The organism is Larkinella arboricola (assembly GCF_003259745.1).
GTDB classification, from domain to species: Bacteria; Bacteroidota; Bacteroidia; order Cytophagales; family Spirosomataceae; genus Larkinella; species Larkinella arboricola.
In genome coordinates, this window is the sequence record NZ_QLMC01000002.1 from 546,768 (window position 1) to 563,082 (window position 16,315).

13 protein-coding genes are annotated in these 16,315 nt (G+C 54.9%); 5 read left to right on the top strand and 8 right to left on the bottom strand.

Features of this window, described 5'->3' with window-relative positions; genetic code table 11:
- The first annotated feature begins 101 nt into the window (after positions 1-101).
- Entirely contained in the window at positions 102-2,834 is a 2,733-nt protein-coding gene (locus LX87_RS09350) for a M14 family metallopeptidase (RefSeq protein WP_229310631.1), read from the top strand.
- A 208-nt stretch (positions 2,835-3,042) separates the two neighbouring features.
- Here the strand turns inward: LX87_RS09350 and LX87_RS09355 are convergent, their stop codons facing one another.
- Positions 3,043-3,846, bottom strand: a complete 804-nt coding sequence (locus tag LX87_RS09355) for a M90 family metallopeptidase (protein ID WP_111627943.1) — start codon at positions 3,844-3,846, stop codon at positions 3,043-3,045.
- 93 nt (positions 3,847-3,939) lie between these two features.
- On the opposite strand from LX87_RS09355, the gene LX87_RS09360 reads away from it, so the two are divergent.
- Positions 3,940-4,809: an alpha/beta hydrolase gene (locus LX87_RS09360; protein ID WP_111628346.1), complete on the top strand. Its 870-nt coding sequence runs from the start codon at positions 3,940-3,942 to the stop codon at positions 4,807-4,809.
- 3 nt (positions 4,810-4,812) lie between these two features.
- Here the strand turns inward: LX87_RS09360 and LX87_RS09365 are convergent, their stop codons facing one another.
- The 4 genes from LX87_RS09365 to LX87_RS09380 form a co-directional block, all read right to left on the bottom strand.
- Positions 4,813-6,231 (bottom strand): DUF4403 family protein, encoded by a 1,419-nt coding sequence (locus LX87_RS09365; RefSeq protein WP_229310605.1) that lies wholly within the window; start codon positions 6,229-6,231, stop codon positions 4,813-4,815.
- Positions 6,232-6,309: 78 nt separating this feature from the next.
- The gene (locus LX87_RS09370; RefSeq protein WP_111627945.1) at positions 6,310-6,831 is read right to left on the bottom strand and encodes a GreA/GreB family elongation factor; all 522 of its coding nucleotides are present in this window, start codon (positions 6,829-6,831) and stop codon (positions 6,310-6,312) included.
- Positions 6,832-7,044: 213 nt separating this feature from the next.
- Positions 7,045-9,186, bottom strand: a complete 2,142-nt coding sequence (locus LX87_RS09375) for a xanthine dehydrogenase family protein molybdopterin-binding subunit (RefSeq protein ID WP_111627946.1) — start codon at positions 9,184-9,186, stop codon at positions 7,045-7,047.
- Positions 9,187-9,188: 2 nt separating this feature from the next.
- On the bottom strand, positions 9,189-9,650 hold the full coding sequence (locus LX87_RS09380) for a (2Fe-2S)-binding protein (RefSeq protein WP_111627947.1): 462 nt from the start codon (positions 9,648-9,650) through the stop codon (positions 9,189-9,191).
- A gap of 108 nt (positions 9,651-9,758) precedes the next feature.
- Here LX87_RS09380 and LX87_RS09385 point away from each other — a divergent pair, with 108 nt between their 5' ends.
- The 3 genes from LX87_RS09385 (at position 9,759) to LX87_RS09395 (ending at position 12,210) form a co-directional block, all read left to right on the top strand.
- Positions 9,759-10,220 (top strand): GNAT family N-acetyltransferase, encoded by a 462-nt coding sequence (locus LX87_RS09385; protein ID WP_111627948.1) that lies wholly within the window; start codon positions 9,759-9,761, stop codon positions 10,218-10,220.
- 14 nt (positions 10,221-10,234) lie between these two features.
- Positions 10,235-11,167, top strand: coding sequence for an oxygenase MpaB family protein (locus LX87_RS09390; protein WP_310587904.1), 933 nt, complete (start codon positions 10,235-10,237; stop codon positions 11,165-11,167).
- A gap of 68 nt (positions 11,168-11,235) precedes the next feature.
- Complete coding sequence (locus LX87_RS09395; RefSeq protein ID WP_111628347.1) at positions 11,236-12,210, top strand: 3-keto-disaccharide hydrolase; 975 nt, start codon at positions 11,236-11,238, stop codon at positions 12,208-12,210.
- A gap of 103 nt (positions 12,211-12,313) precedes the next feature.
- Here the strand turns inward: LX87_RS09395 and LX87_RS09400 are convergent, their stop codons facing one another.
- From LX87_RS09400 to LX87_RS09410, 3 genes are all read right to left on the bottom strand, one after another.
- On the bottom strand, positions 12,314-14,962 hold the full coding sequence (locus LX87_RS09400) for an ABC transporter permease (protein WP_229310606.1): 2,649 nt from the start codon (positions 14,960-14,962) through the stop codon (positions 12,314-12,316).
- Entirely contained in the window at positions 14,959-15,294 is a 336-nt protein-coding gene (locus tag LX87_RS09405) for a PadR family transcriptional regulator (protein WP_111627950.1), read from the bottom strand. The genes LX87_RS09400 and LX87_RS09405 overlap by 4 nt, the downstream gene beginning before the upstream one ends.
- Before the next feature lie 157 nt (positions 15,295-15,451).
- The gene (locus LX87_RS09410) at positions 15,452-16,192 is read right to left on the bottom strand and encodes a carboxypeptidase-like regulatory domain-containing protein (protein ID WP_111627951.1); all 741 of its coding nucleotides are present in this window, start codon (positions 16,190-16,192) and stop codon (positions 15,452-15,454) included.
- Positions 16,193-16,315 lie beyond the last annotated feature (123 nt).

Consider the following 16,315-nt stretch of genomic DNA (forward strand, 5'->3'; position numbering starts at 1 on the left):
GTATGAAAAGAAAATGAGTTAATTCGCTTTTCGACAGACTAGCCCTGATTTCAATGAAGAAACTTCTCTTACCTGTATTCATTGCCCTGTTTTCCATTCGCATGGCCGCCGTTCAGGCCCAGTCGACCCCGGCCATTCCCTCGCCCAGGGAGCACTTCGGGTTTGCTATCGGCGATGATTACCAGCTTGCTACCTACACCCAGACCGAAGCGTATTTCAAAAAGCTGGCGGCTTCGGATCGCACCAAGCTGGTGGATATTGGCCTGACGGAAGAAGGCCGTCATCAGTACATGATCATTGTGTCGTCGCCCGAAAACCTTAAAAAACTCGATCGGTACAAGGAAATTTCGACTAAAATGGCCCGCGCCGAAGGGCTGACCGACGAACAGGCCCGGGCGCTGGCCGCCGAAGGGAAAGCCGTGGTCTGGATCGACGGCGGGTTACACGCCACCGAAACCGTCGGCACCATGCAGCTGATCGAAACCGCCTGGCAACTGGTGAGCCGCAAAGACCCCGAAACGCTGCGGATTCTGGACAACGTGATTATCCTGCTCACCCACGCCAATCCCGACGGGCAGGAACTGGTCAGTAGCTGGTATATGCGGGAGCCCAAACCCGAGAAGCGGGCGCTCGAAAACATTCCCCGGCTGTACCAGAAATACGCCGGACACGACAACAACCGCGATTTTTTCATGATGAACCTGAAAGAGTCGCAGAATATTGGGCGTCAGTTGTTTGTTGAATGGATTCCGCAGATTATGTACAACCACCACCAGCGCGGACCGGCGGGGTCGGTGCTGGCCGGACCGCCGTACCGCGACCCGTTCAATTACGTATTTGAGCCGCTGATGATTACGGGCATTGACGCGCTCGGGGCCGCAATGGTCAACCGGCTGAATGCCGAAAACAAACCCGGTTTTACGCGGTTGGGTGGCTCGGTGTTCTCGACCTGGTACAACGGCGGGTTGCGCACGACGACCCACTTTCACAACATGATTGGTTTGCTGACGGAAATTATTGGCAGCCCGACGCCCGAAACCGTGCCGCTGGTTCCGCAGCGTCTGATTCCCAACGGCAACACGCCGTTTCCGGTGACACCCCAGAAATGGCATTTTAAGCAGTCTATCGATTATTCGCTTTCGCTTAACTACGCAACGCTCGATTATGCCGCCCGGCACAGCGACCAGTTGCTGTACAACATTTACAGGATGGGTAAAAACGCCATCGAGCACGGCAGCACCGATTACTGGACCCTTTCGCCGAAGCGCATTGATGCGATCAATCAGGCGCATCAGGCTGATTTAAAGAATAATACGTCGGGAACGCCCTCGCGCGGGGGCGGAGAAATTCCGGCCAAGTATTACGATGCCGTACTGAAAAATCCGGCCCTGCGCGATCCGCGTGGTTTTATCATTCCCGCCGACCAGCCGGATTTTCCGACGGCGGTAAAGTTCATCAATGCGCTGATCAAAACCGGTATTCAGATTCAGGAAGCCACGGCGGATTTTACGGTTGCGGGCAAGAAGTATCCGGCGGGTTCATATGTGGTAAAAACCGATCAGTCGTTCCGGCCGCACGTGCTGGATATGTTTGAGCCGCAGGATCATCCAAACGATTTTCAGTACCCCGGTGGTCCGCCGGTTCGGCCCTACGATGCCGCGGGCTGGACGCTGGCCTACCAGATGGGCGTTAAGGTGGACCGTGTACTTGACGGTTTCGATGGGCCATTTAAGAAGTTGCCCTATGGCGAATTGCAAGCACCGAAAGGAAAGATGGACGCGGGGAATGTCGCCGGTTATACGCTGAGTGCGCAAACCAACAACGCTTTCCTGGCCGTCAACGATTTGCTCCGGTCGGGGGTGGACGTATACCGTCTACCGAATGGCGTGAGCGGGAAACCGGAGCTTGGAGCGGGCACGTTTTTCGTTCCGGCATCGGGCAAGGCGAAATCACTGCTGGATAAGTCGGCGAAGGAACTGGGGCTCCACGTTGCGGGTCTGTCGAAACGTCCGGCGGGGGCGATGGTGAAAGTAGCGCCGATGCGGATTGCCCTGTGGGATACCTACGGCGGGTCGATGGCATCGGGCTGGGTGCGCTGGCTGATGGAGCAATACCGCTTTCCGATGCAGGTGGTTTACGCGTCGGACATCGACGCCGGGGATCTGCGGAAAAAATACGACGTGATTGTTTTTGTGACCCGGGCCATTCCGCCCGTCGGCGCAGGGGGAGGCAGCGGAACGGGCGGTTCGACGGGTCAGGGACCCAAAGCCGAAGAGTTACCTGCCGAATACCGTCCGTGGCTGGGCCGGATTACCGCCGAGAAATCCATTCCGGAGTTAAAGAAGTTTCTGGAAGCGGGCGGTAACATTGTAACCATCGGCAGCAGTACCAACCTGGCCTACCACCTGGGATTGCCGGTGAGAAACGCCCTGATTGAAATGGCTGGCAACGGTATGGAGCGGCCGTTGCCCAACGAAAAATATTACATTCCGGGCAGCATCCTCCGCGTAAGTCTCGACTCGGCCCAGCAGGCCACCTGGGGGCTTCCGCAGCAAACCGACGTGTATTTTGATGCCAACCCGGTGTTCAGACTGGCCCCGGATGCCGTGTCGAGAGGGCTTGTAAAACCGCTGGCCTGGTTTGCCACCGACAAGCCGTTGCGCAGCGGCTGGGCCTGGGGGCAGGCGTATTTGCAGGATGGTGTGGCGGCTTTTATGGCACCCGTCGGTTCCGGCAAACTCTACGCTTTCGGGCCGGAAATCACCTTCCGGGCGCAGGCTCACGGGACGTTTAAGCTGCTGTTCAATCAGTTGTATTCGACTTCCATGCCGTGATTGTTGCGACATAATCCCAGTCCGGAATTATAACCGGGCCGGAAAAAAAAGGCCACCGCCCGTTTCAAGCCGATGAAACGGGCGGTGCTGTTTTGTGAATGGTATAGTAATTCTTTTTAATTTTCTCGCATGAACCGATTGGTTCGAAAATCTGCGACAACGGTTCAATTCTGGTGTGTTGCCAGATGCTGTATAGATGGTTGGACTGTCAGCCCCTTTCCTGTGATGCTCCACCCTCCAGCGGACGCTGCTGAAAAATCTCCTCCAGCCGGGCATACAGCGCCGGGTGCTTTTCCTGTAATAAATCCGGACGCTTGAAAAAATATTCGGAAACCACGGCGAAAAATTCGGCTTCGTTGGTCATGGCGTAGGGATCGATGTCCGAGTGGTTGGCTTTGATGTCGCCGATGCTGGCGTGAATCAGTTGCAGCCAGGGCTTGATGTGACCGCGTTCGAGCAGGTATTCGGGCGCGCCGTCGGTGGAGCCGTCAATCTGGTCGAGCAGGTGGACAAACTCGTGAATACCGGTATTTTCCTTGCTGCTTTCGTTGGCAAAACCCTCGTGCAGCGCCGGTTTGGAGAGGACCATCGTACTTTGCAGCGCCCCGCCTTCGCCCACCATGCCCAGAATGTTCCGCTCGTTGCCCGTGGTCTGGAAGTCGGCGTTGAACCGGTCTTCGTACAGCACCACGGTCGTCAGCCGGTAGAACGACCAGTTTTTGAACCCGAAAATGGTGATCACGGCACTGCTGGCCACCAGCACCCGGTCGAGGTCGTCGATGGTTGTGCCAATGCCTTCAATGCGGGTCTGGCTTAAAAAATGCTGAATGCGGGCTTCAAACCGCTGCTTGTCTTCGTCGCTCAGGGCGCGGTAATAGGCAACGTGCTGCTGCAATAAATCGCGGTAAGGGGTGGTCGGGGTAGCTGGGCTGACGGGTTGGTTCCGTCGCCGGTATTTCCAGATCAGCCAGCCGAGCAGCAAAACGGTCAGGCCTAGGAGTAGGTAGGTCATGTTGTGGGGTTTATCTCCGAAAAACCGGCTTTCGGATGGGTTTGTTTCCGTAATTTTTACAACTTTGCCCGAATCCGTTTTTCTGCTTTTCCCATGTTCCGACTGCTCGTCTTCTGTGTTCTTTTTCCGCTGATTGCCGCTGCCCAGGATAGCAAGGTGTTTGAAGAATTAACCGTTAAAAGTGCCATTCTCAAAAAAGACAAAAAGTTTGCGCTCTACCTGCCCGCCGGGTATGAAAGCTCCCAGCGGGCCTATCCGGTGGTGTATCTGCTGCACGGCGGGGGCGATACGCAGACGGCCTGGATTCAGTCGGGCAATATGCAGCACCTTGTTGATGAGGCCATTCGGGCGGGAAAAATACCGCCAATGATTGTGGTGATGCCGGATGCGGAAATGACGTTTTATATGAACAATGCCGCCGGGAAATACCAGTATGAAGACTTTTTCATCAAGGAACTGATTCCGCACATTGAGAAAACATACCGCTGCCGGACGGAAAAACGGTTTCGGGCCGTGGCGGGGTTGTCGATGGGCGGCTTTGGGTCGCTGCTCTATGCCCTCCACCATCCCGATCTGTTTGGCTCCTGCGCGGCTTTGAGCGCGGCTGTCCGCACCGACCAGCAGATCCGGGAAATGCCGCACCCGGAGTATCTGCGCCGGTATCGTTCGGCGATGGGGGAACTGAAAGAGGGCGATAACCGCATCACCGATTTCTGGAACCAGAACAGCATTCTGTATCTGGTAAAGAACCTGCCCGAAGCGCAGAAAAAAGCCGTTCGGTTTTACCTCGATTGCGGGGATGATGATCAATTGCTGTACGAAGGCAATGCCAACCTGCACACGCTGATGCGCAACCTGAACATCCCGCACGAATACCGGGTGCGCGACGGCGGTCACACCTGGGAATACTGGCGGACGGGTTTGCCGGATGCCCTGGCGTTTATCAGCCAGAGTTTTCAGTGAACCTTACAACTGCTCGACTTTTACCGCCACCTTCGATTCGACCCGGATGAGGGCCTGAATACCGTCGGGGCGGATGGCCATTTGCTGGGGCGTCAGCCGGAACGACCCGATGTTGAGATTGGTCTTTTTTCCGGGCGGACCCTCTTCAAAAGATTTACTGATTTGCTGGGGTAATCGCTCGATCTCTCCGCCCAGCGGAAACGTCAGGAAGCTTTCCAGAACCTTAATTAAACCATCGTGAACCAGCGAACTGGAAATACGGGGAATTTCGCTTACCGTTCCGGCATCGAAATCCAGATTTCTGACACGCAGGGTATTGCTGGTGGTGTCGAACGTCGGGCGACCGCGCAGGTAGAGCGTTCCGTTCAGCAGTCCGCTCACGTCGGTTTTGACGATTAAAGACCGCTGCCCGCCGTATACCGACACCTTTTTGATGGTGAGCGCCCCCAGCAGCAGTTTCTTCTCCTGCTTCAGCGAACGGGCCAGCATCCGGTTGATGTCGGTGTAGGGTATGAAATTCATGATCCGCAAATCCGTCATCCGGGCTATCTGCTCCTTTTTCTGCAACGGGGGTAAGCCAACCGCAAACGGGGCTGGTTTTTGCGGTTGCAGTTTGGTGTGGGTTTCCAGGGTGATCCGCAGATGGGTTGTAATCTGTTCCGCATTTCCTTCAATGGGGCTGGATTCTACCCCGACGGGTTTGGTCAGGAGCCAGAGACCATATTGTTTGTCGAGCAGCAGCGGTTGCTGGATGCCCTGCCAGATCGGCATGACAATCTGATCGAGCCGTAGTTCGTTGTAGATTGCCGAATCAATGGCCGATTCAATGGCCGCCTGATAGGTGTCGAGGGCTTTTTTGGCAAAATTGGTCAGCGAAATGTTGTTGCCGAGCAGCCGGATTTCGGGTTCCACAATCCAGTTATAATCGGTAAACTGGATTTTGCTGGCCAGCCGCCAGTTGGGGGTAACGGTCAGCGGGCTTTGAAAATTGACCTGTAGCGAACAGAACGGTTTTTCGTCCGTTTTTTCAGCGGCCCCAAACGGCGAACTGACATACAGGTTCAATGGGGCCGAAAGTTTGATCTGGTTATTCGTATACTGAATCCGGACGGGTCCCGAACGCACCACCCGAAACGGAAACACCCCGCCTTTTTTGCCGCCGGATGACCCTTTACCCACCAGCACGGGGTCAAGCTCCTGGTTAATTTTCTTTTCTAATTCCTTAATGGTGAAGGTAACAGAGCCAGCCAGGTAAGAGGTTGCGGGAGCGATGGCCGGATCAAAACCGGTAGCCTGCGGGGCCTGCGTGGTTGTTTTCTGGCAATTGGTCAAAGAAAGAAGGAGCGCCAGACCCATTGTTAAGCGGAAATAAGTAGCTGTGGTCATCCAGGGATATGCCGTAGTAGAGGAGTCTGTAGGCATAACCCGTGACGGTTTCCGGATGTTTCAGAAAACGGGATTATAAAACCCTTTCTGATGCATTCGCTTTGGTCCATTGTACTAGTCGGTTTGATACGAAATGTCCTTAATTTCCAGTACTTCCTCCCGTTGAGCCGCCCGAAAGGATACCGTGTCGCCTATACGTTTACCCTGCATGGCCCGGGCGACAGGTGCCGTGAATGCAATGAGGCCCTGTGTGGCGTTGGCTTCATCCACGCCCACAATCGTAAACCGGCGCTCCGTTCCGGCCAGCGGCCCCGTCCGGGTTTGCAACACCACGGTTGCGCCAAAGCGTACTTCATCCAGGTTTTGCGACACTACCACTTTGGCGCTTGAAATGCGTTGATTCAGGTTGGCAATCCGTCCGTTGAGCAGAGCCAGTTGCCGGGTCCGGTCGTTTTCGTCGCTCGCATCCGCTGCCTGTAACTGAGCGTGTTCGGCTTCGAGTTCGGTCAGTTCGGCCCGCAGCAGGGCCAGTCCGCGGGGTGTCACGTAATTGGGCGTGCCCGGTGGCAGGGGCGCCCGGGCCGGAATGACAACCGGGGCGTCGGCGGTTTCATTTTTCAAAAAAGCACTGCTCATGGTTTGCGGATTGATGTCCAGACAACGGTGATCTAATCTCTATCAAAACCACCAGAAAAACGAATTGTTCCGGTAAGGGTGCCCGTTCCGGTACAAAGTCATCACGTGCGGTAGATACCGTTCGATAGCAGGAAATTTCCAGGGGTTTGGCTCTACTCAAAAAAATACCCCACGGCCTCAACCGTGGGGTACGAAAACTCTGGTCTAAAACCGTTACGAAACGCCTTTGAACACTTCCGTCTGCACAAACGGCTGGTTGTATAACCGTTTGCCGGTGGCTTTAAAAATGGCGTTGGCAACGGCGGCACCCGCCGGTGGGAGGGAAGGTTCGCCCAGACCGGTTGGCTCAATCTCGTTCTTCACGAAATGCACGTCAATTTCCGGAATCTCGTTCATCCGGATCAGCTTGTATTCGTTGAAGTTTTTCTGCTGCGGAATACCGTCTTTAAACGTGATGTTACCGTACATGGCGTGACCGATCCCGTCGACCACGCAGCCACGTACCTGCTGCTGTGCCCCGCTCTGGTTGATAACCACCCCGCAGTCGGCGGCAGAATACACTTTTTTCAGCACGGGTTTACCTTTTTCTACCACCACCTCGCCGACCTGCGCCACGTAGGAGCGGTGGGAGAAGTACACGCTGAAACCCTGCGCAACCCCTTTCTTTTTGCCCCAGCCCGATTTTTCGGCGGCCAGTTCAATGACGCCCCGCATCCGGTCGATGTCGTAGGTGATTTTGCCAACCGGATTTTTCTTGGCTTTGTCGAGCAACTCCAGCCGGAACTGCACCGGGTCTTTGCCCGCAGCGTGGGCCACTTCGTCCAGAAACGCCTGTTCGGCAAACGCCAGGAAGTTGGTGATCGGCGCGCGCCAGGGACCGGTCGTGATGGGGGATTTATGGTCGATGCTGTCAATCAACAGGTGGTCGACGGCACCAGACGGGAAGTTGTCCTCGCGGGTGGCGTTTCCGGCGTTGATGCTGGCGCCCCGCAGTTTGTAACCAATCATGTTGCCCTGTGCATCCAGAGCCGCTTCAAAGCGGTAGCGCACCGCCGGACGGTAAATACCGCCGGTCATGTCGTCTTCGCGCGTCCACATCAGTTTCACGGGTGCGTTGACGGCTTTCGACACTTTTGCGGCTTCGATAACAAAGTCGGTGTTGAGCCGCCGACCAAAACCACCGCCCATGCGCGTCAGTTGCACGGTTACTTTTTCGGGGGGCAGGTTGAGCAGTTTCGCCGTCTGATTGCGGGCCGCTTCCGGTGTCTGGCTGGGGCCAACCAGCTCCGCGCTGTCGGCTTTGACGTGCGCAAAGAAGTTCATGGGTTCCAGCGGGCTGTGCGGCAGGAACGGGCACTGATACTCGGCTTTTACGACCTTGGCGGCATTTTTAAACGCCGTCTCTACATCACCGTCTTTCCGCCGAACGGTCGTGCTGGAGCTGTCCAGCATTTCTTTAAACAACCGGTTGTGGTCGTCGGTGCTTTCCAGGTTGTCGGCTTTTTCCCACTCAATCTTGAGCGCATCCTTGGCTTTCTTAACCTGCCAGGTTGACTTGCCCACCACAGCCACGCTGTTGTCGATGGTAACCACGTTGACAATACCGGGCATGGCTTTAGCGGCTGCCGAATCCACCGACTTCAGTTTGTAACCGAACGCCGGACGTTGCATCATGCCGATCAACATGCCTTCGCGGTGGAAATCCAGCCCGAACAACGGTTTTCCGGTAATAATGCCGGGGTTGTCGACGTTCCGGATCGTTTGCCCGATCAGCTTGAAATCCTTGATTTCTTTCAGTTTTACATCCTCCGGAACGGGGATTTTGGCCGCATCGTTGGCCAGGTCGCCGTAGCCCAGTTTGCGGTTGCTGCCGGTGTGCAGCACAAAGCCGTTGCTCGTCGAGCATTCCGAAACCGGCACCTTCCAGCGTTTGGCGGCTGCTTCCATCAGCATCTGGCGGGCGGTGGCACCGGCCACGCGCAGGCGTTTCCAGGAGTGCGGAATGGATCCGCTACCGCCCGCAACCTGCCGTTCGAATTTGGTGGTATCGAGCGGAGCCTGTTCAACGATGACGTTTTTCCAGTCGGCATCGAGTTCTTCGGCGACGATGATCGGGAAGGCGGTTTTGATGCCCTGCCCGACTTCCGGGTTGGGCGACAGAATGGTAATCATCCCCTGCGGGTTGATCGACAAATAGCTGTTGAAGTCTACACCGGGCACGGCAACCCCTTTCAGGGGCGCGCTGGCTACGGCGGCTTCCGATTCAGTCCAGTTGAAGCCCAGGAGCAGACCGCCACTGGTGGCCGCGGCAATTTTCAGAAAATTCCGGCGGCTGGGGTTCGATAGCGTCTGCATGGTTATTTGGTTTTGGTAGCGGCTACTTTCACGGCTTCACGAATGCGGTGGTAGGTTCCGCAGCGGCAGATGTTGCCGGACATGGTGGCTTCAATTTCTTCGTCGGTCGGTTTGGGTTTGCGTTTGAGCAGGGCGGCGGCCGTCATGATCTGACCGGCCTGACAGTATCCGCACTGGGCCACATCGACCTCATCCCAGGCTTTCTGCACCGGGTGATCCCCGTTTTTCGATAACCCTTCGATGGTGGTCACTTTCGACGTGCCAACGGCCGATACCGGCAGGACGCAGGAACGGGTGGCTTCGCCGTTCAGGTGGACGGTACAGGCACCACACTGGGCAATACCGCAGCCGTATTTGGTGCCAAACAGCCCCAGGTTGTCGCGCAGCACCCACAGCAGCGGGGTGTCGGCTTCGGCTTCAGTCTGGTAGCTTTTGCCGTTGATTTGTAGCTTAAATAAGGCCATAGTGAAGGAAGTGAGTTTGAAGGTGGGCTAAATTACAAAAAAATAACCACCTTTAGCCGTAAATTTAAACGGAATTTGCAGACTAAAACAGCACACCGTCGAAATATAATGAATGCCGTGACTCTGATCCGCACCACAGCTTTTGACCCGGGTTTTGGAACCTTAATCACGGAGCTGGATAAGGATTTGCGGACCCGCTATCAGCCCTATCAGGCGATGTACGACGGGTTTAATAAAGTAGATGAGTCGGCGCGCGTGGTGATGGCGTTTCAGGACGATCAGCCGGTAGGGTGTGGGTGTTTCAGGCCCATGACGGATGCGGGATACGTCGAAATCAAGCGGATGTTTGTCGATCCGGCTTTCCGGGGGCGGGGCTTCGCCAAGCAGGTGTTGCAGGAACTGGAACGCTGGGCCGCCGAGGAAGGCTACCACAGTACCCGGCTCGAAACCGGCGACAGGCAGCCCGAAGCCGTTGCCTTATACGAAAAAGTGGGGTACTGCCGAATTGAAAACTACGGTCCGTACGTTGGTTTAGCAGCCAGCGTCTGCATGGAAAAGAAGCTGGCCTAAATCAGACTAGAACAGTGAATAACAACAGATCAGAACAGGATACGACCGGGGAATGGCCGGTGTATGCCAAACGAATGGGCCTGTTCCGCAACCCGGCGGTTCGGCGCGAATTGCAGCAGCTTGACCCGGAGCTGGATTTTCAGCGGATGGTGCAGTTGCTGGTGGGCTACGAATTTCCGTTTGATACCCAGCGGGCGCTCGAACTGGCGCTTTTTCACACCTACGCCAACCCGCGCACCTCGGCCCTGCTCGTGCGAACCGGCGAGTTTGAGCGGCACGGCCAGAAACGCTACGACGATACGGCCATCCTGATTTCCTGGTTTATGCAGTACGGGCTAAACACCGAAACGGGTCTGCGGGCTATTACGCAGATGAACCGGATTCACGGCCATTACCGGATTCTGAACGACGACTTTCTGATTGTTCTTTCCACCTTTATTTTTTACCCGATCAACTGGATAAACCGCTACGGCTGGCGCACGCTCACCCCCGCCGAAGAACGGGCGTTTTTCCTGTTTTTCCGGGAAGTGGGCCAGCGCATGAACCTGACGAATATTCCCCAGAGTCTGGAAGAACTGCGCACCTTCACGGATGCCTACGAAGCCGAGCATTTTCGGTACGACGAGGTTAACCGTCGACTGGCCGACGCCACTGTCCGGATCGTGGAAGGCTGGCTGCCCAAACCGCTGCGTTTTGGGGTTCAACCGGTTTTTGCGGCTCTGATCAACGACAAACTGCGGGAAGCGTTCGGCTACGAGCGGCCCCCGGGCTGGTTTTGCGGACTGCTCGAAGGGGCGTTATGGCTCCGTAAAATACCGTTGCGCTGGATAACCTTCAAGCCGTATCCGACGCTGGTGGAAAACACGCTGCACCGCAGTTACCGCAACGGGTTGCCCGCCGTGGAGGCCCTGGGACCAACCAAACTGCTGCAAAAACAACCCCGGTGAGTAGACTCAATCCCGTTTTTTCTTATTGCGGAAGCCAATACAAAGAATCAGAAATTATGACCGGTTTTATGAAAAAGTTATATCGCAGCGTGAAGCGGAGTTTAACCGAGAAGAGCAGAGAAACTCCGCTTCACGCTGCGCTTCTCCGCTCAACGCTGCGATACAGTCTTTTACTCCTCTTCCTCCAACCCGCTTTTGCTCAGAAGAAAAACGACCCGAAAAAAGAAGAATGGATCAAGCTGTTCAACGGCAAGGACCTGAGCGGCTGGGATATCAAGATTGCCGGGGAAGACCTGAACAGCAATTATAAAAATACCTTCCGGGCCGAGAACGGGATGCTCCGGATCATGTACGATCAGTACAAAACGTTCGACAACAAATACGGCCACATTTACTATAAAGAACCGTTTTCGTATTACATCCTGAAGTTTGATTACCGCTTTCTGGGCGATCAGGTGCCGGGCGGGGCATCGTGGAATGTGCGCAACAGCGGGGTGATGATCCACTCACAGTCGGCCCAGAGCCTGACCAAAAACCAGGATTTCCCGATTTCGCTGGAGATTCAGACGCTGGGCGGTTTGGGCAAGGGGGGCGTGCGGCATACGGCCAACCTTTGCACGCCGGGCACCATCGTCGAAATGGGCGGTAAGGTGATTCCGGCGCACTGCATCGACTCGAAGTCCAAAACCTACGACGGCGATCAGTGGGTCAGCATAACGGCGGTGGTGCTCGGCGACTCGATTATTCACCACATCATCGAGGGCGATACGGTATTGACCTACGAAAAACCGAAGATTGGCGGGGGGTACATCAGTCCGCAGAACGGTTTCGCTTCGGGCCACGTCGACAATGCCGATTACTGGCTGAAGCTGGATAATACGCCGTTGAAGGAGGGATACATTGCGCTGCAAAGCGAAAGCCACGCCATTGACTTCCGGAACGTGGAGGTCCTGAATTTGAAAGGCTGCATGGTGCCGGGTGCGCTCAACTACAAATCCTATTATCGGGTGGCGGATAATTCAAAATGCAAGTATAAGAAGTAAAAGGGTTGTAACGCAGAGTTGAGCGGAGGAGAATAGAGTCCAGCGGAGCTTCTCTGCTTACCTCCTTTTTACTCTTCTCAACTCAGCGAAATAACCCACTTGCTCACTCATTTTTCAACACCTTCGCCGGGTTGCTCCTCGCGGCTTTCAGCGTCTGCGAGCCGATCAGCAAAAAGGCCAGCGCCATCACCACCAGCACACTGATTACTAATTCGCTCACGCCAATCGGCTGGTGATACACAAATTTTGTCAGGACAAACTGGTCGAAGAAGAAATAGGTTACGGGCAGGGCCACCAGAGCGGCCATCACGAGCAGCAGCAGGAAACCTTTGCTCAACTGGAAAATCAAACTGCCTTCGCTGGCACCCATCACCTTGCGGATGCTGATCTCCTTCAAACGGGTTTCGGTCGTAAACACCACCATCCCAAACAGGCCCATCGACGCAATACAGATCGCCAGAAAGGTAATAAAACCGATCACTTTCACCATCACTTCAAACTGGCGGTAGGCGTCTTCAATCTGGTCATCGTAGAATTTGGCATCGAGCGGATGGACCCGGTCGATTTTCTGCCAGGCACTTTCGATGCTGGCCAAAGCCGCCGGGTAATCGTCGGATTGGATGCCCACGTTCAGATACCCACCCGATTCCTCCGCCGAATACCGGAAAACCGTCGGCTCAATTTTCTGATCCATCGTTCCGTAATGAAAATCTTTTAAAACGCCCACGATTGTCAACGGTTTGTCGTCCATGATCACCTGTTTGCCGACGGCTTTGGACGGGTTGCGGTCCGCAAGGTTGAAGCGCTTCAAAACCTGCTCGTTTACAATGACTTCCGTTTCGTTACCGCTGGTCGGACGGTTTTTAAAGTTTGTTCCGGCCAAAAAACGATGCCGATGGAGAGGGAGGTAGTTCTCATCGACGAAATTGATCCAGACCTTCGCCGAATCCTGCTTGTCCTTCTCTTTATATTTCAGGGTAGCTCCGTAAAGGCTCCCCAGACTGGTGATCATCCGGGAGGTTGCGATTTGGCTCACCGCCGGAATTTCGGCCAGTTCCTTTTTCAGCAGCGTGCTTTTATTGCCCTGCATCCGGATGTTCAGGATGTTTTCGGTGGTAAAGCCCAGGTCAAACGACAGAAAGCCCCGGTACTGCTTATAGCCGATCAGCGTCGTGGTAATAAAGATCAGTGAAAAAGTGTACTGGGTAAAAATGAGCGTTTTACGCATATTCACGTGCCGGAATACCCGGAGCGAGGACGCATCTTTCAGCACCTGAACCGCCTGAAGGCGGGAAAAAAACAGCGCGGGCAGAAAACCGGCGGCCAGCCCCACCCCGATGGCCAGGAGCAGGAAATAAAGCAATAACCAGGGGGACAGTTCGAGCGAAACAACGTCTGCTAATTGGGGCGCAAGCGCCATAAACTGGGTGCGCAGGAGCAGAAACAGTAAAAACGAAAGGACCAGGGCCATCACCGAAATGATAACCGACTCGGCCATGAATTGCCCAAGGACGTGGGTTTTCAGGGCGCCGACGATTTTACGAATCCCGACCTCGCGCGACCGGCGTATCGACCGGGCAATCGACAGGTTGGTGTAATTAAAACAGGCAGACAGGATCACGACCAGCGCCAGCCCCACCAGCACCCAGGCTACGGGTGTGGGAATGGAGACGCCGATCTCATTGGACAACCGCCCTCCGAAAACAATGTCATCCATCGGTTGCAGCGAAAGGGTGATTTTCTGCCGGTCAAGCCGGGCGTTTTCGGCCCTACTCAGCTGGTCCAGACCGGCCTGAATGGCCTGGAGGTTGGCATTTTCGGGAACCGTCAGATACACGTAGTTTTGATAGATATTCCCCCAGTCCAGGATGCCCCCGTCGGAATCGGCTTTTTGCCCGAGCACCGACGGCAGCGAAACCAGGGCTTCAAATCGTAGATGCGATAGTTTGGGGATGTCTTTTAGAACGCCGGTAACCGTGTAGTTGAGCGTGTCGAACCGGACCGTTTTGCCCAGCGCGTCCGCATCGCCAAACAATTTCCGGGCGGTTTTTTCCGTCACCACCAGTGAATACGGTTCGTTCAGGGCCGTGGCCGGATTGCCTTTGAGCAGCGGGAAGGTAAACACCTTAAAAAACGACCCGTCCGCCCAGGTAGCCTCAAGCGGAATGACGGTTTCGTCGTTCACTCGGGCATCGCTGTAAAACCCCCGACGGATCAGGGCTACGTCTTCCACGCCCGGAATCGTCTCCCGGAGTTTGAAACCCGCTTTCAGCGACGTAGACGCAAAATTCATAACGGTTTTGTCTGCCAACTCGTTGCGGGTCAGCAGACGGTAGGTCCGGTGTTTCTTTTCGTGAAACTGATCGTAGGCAAACAGGTCCGCTAGAAAAGCGATGACCAGCAGGCCCACCGACATACTAACGGCCAGGCCAATGATGTTGATGGCCGAAAACAGTTTGTTGCGCACCAGACTGCGCCGGGAGGTTTTGAAGTAGCTGCCGAGCATAAGCCAATGGATGAAGAAGGTGAGGAAGGAAGGTTTGCGAACGGTATAGGGCCGGAAGAATTTCAGCACGTCGAGGACATAAATGAATCGGGCGCGCCGGGCCCCTTTGGTTTTGAGGTTGCGCTCAAAATATTCGTTGAAGTCGCCTTCCAGATCTTCGAGCAGATCGGGGCGGCAATACCAGCGGAGCAGCTTCTGCGCCCAGCGGGGAGGGCTGGCCGGACGGGAGTTCGGGGCGATTTTCATAGCGATCCTTCCAGATTAAAGCCGGGAATGATGCGCCAGAGGGATTCGCGTACATCCCGGGCCTGCGTCAGCGCGACTTTTCCGGCCTGCGTTACCTCGTAATACCGTTTGCGTTTGCCGCCCCGGGTGCTGGTTGCTTCGCCCATCCGGCTTTTTACCAGCCCCTTTTCTTCCAGCCGGTTCAGAACGGCATGGACCACCCCCAGTTTGGCCGACCGACCGGTATGCTTTTCCAGTTCGTCACAAATGGCGACGCTGTAGGCATCGTTGATCAGGGCCGCAATGGTCAGCAAGACCAGTTCTTCAAATTCGCCCAGGTTGGTTCCTTTCATGGGTTCAGAAATGCGGGTTATTAATTCAGCAAATGTATGTAAAATAGAATAGTAAATTCACTATATGTATGTAAAATAATTTTTGGAGAGCGGAAAGCAAACAGAAGCCAGCGCAGAGAACCGCGCTGGCTTGCTGAAAAATGGTGTAGAAAAAGAATTATTCGGAAACTTCGATGTTGAGTTTATACCGCCCCGTAGCGCCTGGATACGACGGTTCAAATAGGGCCGTCACGGTATTCTGGAAGGTTCCGACGTTGCGAACGCGAACCTTCAGCGGTTTATTTTCGGGTACATACCGGGCCTTCACGTTGTATTTGCCGAGGGGGACATCCTCAATGTACATTCCCGATACTTTGCGCGTCAGCTTCTGGCCCGTATTGCTGTCGACGAGCGGCCCTACGGGTTCCAGCGTCAGTTCAACGTTATCCGTGTCGAAAAAATTAAGGTAGCCAAACACCTCGATCTGTCCGCCGTAAAAACCGTCATCGCCGAAGTTGCCGGTTCGTTCGCCCGAAATTCTGAGCTTCAGATTCTTTACCGCGCCCTCGGTTCCGGCAAAAGCGCCGTCGTCTTCCGTAAAGAGGTCGAGGACATAGTTCTGGTTTTCGTACTTGACTTTAACCGAGCCCCGGACGTACCAGGACCCCGGCGATAGCTGTAATTGATAATTCCCGTTGGCGTCGGTCTGGCCCAGGATGTTGCTGTTGTAGAACTGGGTGTTGTTGGCCACAATGTTGGCTTTGGCAATCGGGTTGCCATGCGCGTCGACAACCTTTCCGGAAACATAGCCCGGCCGGAGGGGATCGGTTGGGCCGGGTTCAACGGGGTCTTTGGTTTTCGAGCACGAGGAAAGCGCCATCGTGGCCAATGCCAGGATTGAGAGAAAGATAGTTTTCATCAGCAGTTGTTGTTTACTTCCCCAAAGTTTGACTGCTGTTTATTGGAAACCGTGGATGGATGGTTTTAAACGGAAAACTTATTCGTTCAACCGGAAAAAAGTAGTTGTAAAATGGCTATGATA

What these genes read in the sequence shown, in the direction of transcription:
- LX87_RS09405 (WP_111627950.1), bottom strand. Translation starts at nt 15,294, where the DNA reads ATGAAAGGAACCAACCTGGGCGAATTTGAAGAACTGGTCTTGCTGACC.
- LX87_RS09410 (WP_111627951.1), bottom strand. Translation starts at nt 16,192, where the DNA reads ATGAAAACTATCTTTCTCTCAATCCTGGCATTGGCCACGATGGCGCTT.
- LX87_RS09375 (WP_111627946.1), bottom strand. Translation starts at nt 9,186, where the DNA reads ATGCAGACGCTATCGAACCCCAGCCGCCGGAATTTTCTGAAAATTGCC.
- LX87_RS09385 (WP_111627948.1), top strand. Translation starts at nt 9,759, where the DNA reads ATGAATGCCGTGACTCTGATCCGCACCACAGCTTTTGACCCGGGTTTT.
- LX87_RS09380 (WP_111627947.1), bottom strand. Translation starts at nt 9,650, where the DNA reads ATGGCCTTATTTAAGCTACAAATCAACGGCAAAAGCTACCAGACTGAA.
- LX87_RS09350 (WP_229310631.1), top strand. Translation starts at nt 102, where the DNA reads ATGGCCGCCGTTCAGGCCCAGTCGACCCCGGCCATTCCCTCGCCCAGG.
- LX87_RS09365 (WP_229310605.1), bottom strand. Translation starts at nt 6,231, where the DNA reads ATGCCTACAGACTCCTCTACTACGGCATATCCCTGGATGACCACAGCT.
- LX87_RS09400 (WP_229310606.1), bottom strand. Translation starts at nt 14,962, where the DNA reads ATGAAAATCGCCCCGAACTCCCGTCCGGCCAGCCCTCCCCGCTGGGCG.
- LX87_RS09370 (WP_111627945.1), bottom strand. Translation starts at nt 6,831, where the DNA reads ATGAGCAGTGCTTTTTTGAAAAATGAAACCGCCGACGCCCCGGTTGTC.
- LX87_RS09355 (WP_111627943.1), bottom strand. Translation starts at nt 3,846, where the DNA reads ATGACCTACCTACTCCTAGGCCTGACCGTTTTGCTGCTCGGCTGGCTG.
- LX87_RS09395 (WP_111628347.1), top strand. Translation starts at nt 11,236, where the DNA reads ATGAAAAAGTTATATCGCAGCGTGAAGCGGAGTTTAACCGAGAAGAGC.
- LX87_RS09360 (WP_111628346.1), top strand. Translation starts at nt 3,940, where the DNA reads ATGTTCCGACTGCTCGTCTTCTGTGTTCTTTTTCCGCTGATTGCCGCT.